The following is a 1,969-nucleotide window of genomic DNA, read 5'->3' as shown; positions in this document are numbered from 1 at the left end:
CCGTCCGCTGCCTGCCCCTACCCCTCCGCGATCACGCCCCGCACACGAAGAAGCCCCTGCTCATCGAACAGGGACTCCCTTTGCCACAACGCACTAAGAGGGAGCCGCGGGGTGATGCCGGCGAGTTGCGCCTCTTCAACTGCCGTGAGCTGCCCAGGTCGCCGCGTCCATGAGCCGCAGACAGCGACGTTCGTCCTCGGTCGCCGGTGCACCGGCGACCGAGGAACATGCGAGCTCACCCGTCTGCGCAGCGGCGGGCCGGCACGCACGGGCTAACGAGCTGACCGGCGGGGCTGCGGGCCAGGCGCCACTCCACGCGACGTACGCGCTCGGCGCTCTCCCGACGGGCATTGAGTACCGCGGTGCAGGTGACACCGGAGAAAGATCTCACTGCGCCGATGGATCGTGTCCCCGTTCATGGTGTGGCCGATCACGGCTGAGGTGTGCGCGGGCGCACGTCTGCCGGGGTTCGCGCTCCCTGAGCATGGGGCGGCCACCGTGCAACTCTCCGTAGTGAACTGGCAGTTCGACGAGGAGGTGCACGGTGGCTCTGTCCCAGCATGACCTATTGCGGTTGCTGGAGTCACTGCGTTCGGCGGACGGGATCGAGTTGGTCCGGTCGGTGGCAGAGCGGATGCTGCAGGAGCTGGTCGAGGCCGAGGCCGAGGCCACCGCGAGGATCGGCGCGGGGTGGAACGAGCACACCGATACCCGGACCGCGTTCCGCAACGGGCACCGGGACAAGACGCTGACCACGCAGGCCGGCGACCTGGACCTGGCCATCCCGAAACTGCGGTCGGGGAGCTTCTTCCCCGCGCTGCTGGAGCGGCGGCGCCGGATCGATCAGGCCCTGTACGCGGTGATCATGGAGGCGTACGTCCACGGCGTGTCGTCGCGGTCGGTCGACGACCTGGTCAAGGCCCTCGGCGCCGACACCGGCATCTCCAAGAGTGAGGTCTCCCGGATCTGCCAGGACCTGGACGGACAGCTGACCGTGTTCCGTACTCGACCGCTGGACCACATCCGGTTCCCCTACATCTACCTCGATGCCACCTACTGCAAGGCGAGGGTGAACCACCAGATCGTGTCCCGGGCGGTGGTGATCGCCACCGGGATCACCGAGGATGGCGGCCGCGAAGTCCTGGGAGTGATGGTCGGCGACAGCGAGACCGAGGTGTTCTGGACCGAGTTCCTGCGGTCCTTGCGTGAACGCGGCCTGTCCGGGGTCCGGCTCGTGCTCGCAGACCACCACTCGGGCCTGGTCAAGGCGATCCGCAAGGTCATGCTCGGTGCCGCCTACCAGCGCTGTCGTGTTCATTTCCTGCGGAATGTCTTCGCGGTGATCCCGAGGGAGGCGGCGGAGATGGTCGCGGCGACGATCCACACGATCTTCGCCCAGCCCACCGCCGACGCCGTGCAGGCCCAGGTCGACGCGGTCGCCGACATGCTCGGCGCTCAGTTCCCCAAGGTCAGGGCGATGCTGCTGGAGGCGAAGGAGGACCTGACCGCGTTCGCGGTCTTCCCAGAGCGGCACTGGAAGAAGATCCAATCGACAAACCCGCTGGAGCGGCTCAACCGCGAGGTCAAGCGCCGCACCGACGTCGTCCAGGTCTTTCCCAACGACGATGCGCTCCTGCGGCTGGTCACCGCCGTGCTCTTCGAGCTCCACGACGAGTGGATCGCCTTCCCACGGCGCTACCTGCCCGAGGGAAGCATGGATCAGATTTACCCCGACGAACTCCCCGAAAGCGCCCCCGCGCTACCCAACACCACCAACACGACCTCGGGCTGATCGGCTACACCACCAGAAGGCAACACCGTTGCCTTTGGCGGGAGATGCTTATGTCAAGGGACCCATCCATCTGGGATCACTGCGGTGTGGAGGGTGTACTTCTGGGCCTTCCGGGGGTGCCGTGTCCGGTTGAAGGGGTACTTGCTGTACCTCTTCAGCATCCGTGACTTCACCCGC

1 protein-coding gene is annotated in these 1,969 nt (G+C 66.7%); it reads left to right on the top strand.

All coding sequences use genetic code 11. The features are described from left to right. Window positions 1-544 precede the first annotated feature (544 nt). Window positions 545-1,792: an IS256 family transposase gene (locus ACFYX0_RS47625; RefSeq protein ID WP_388982057.1), complete on the top strand. Its 1,248-nt coding sequence runs from the start codon at window positions 545-547 to the stop codon at window positions 1,790-1,792. The last annotated feature ends 177 nt before the right edge of the window (window positions 1,793-1,969 follow it).

The sequence above is a fragment of the Streptomyces sp. NPDC002573 genome, from assembly GCF_042889625.1.
Taxonomy (GTDB): domain Bacteria; phylum Actinomycetota; class Actinomycetes; order Streptomycetales; family Streptomycetaceae; genus Streptomyces; species Streptomyces gibsoniae.
This window is presented reverse-complemented; position numbering and strand designations above follow the sequence as displayed.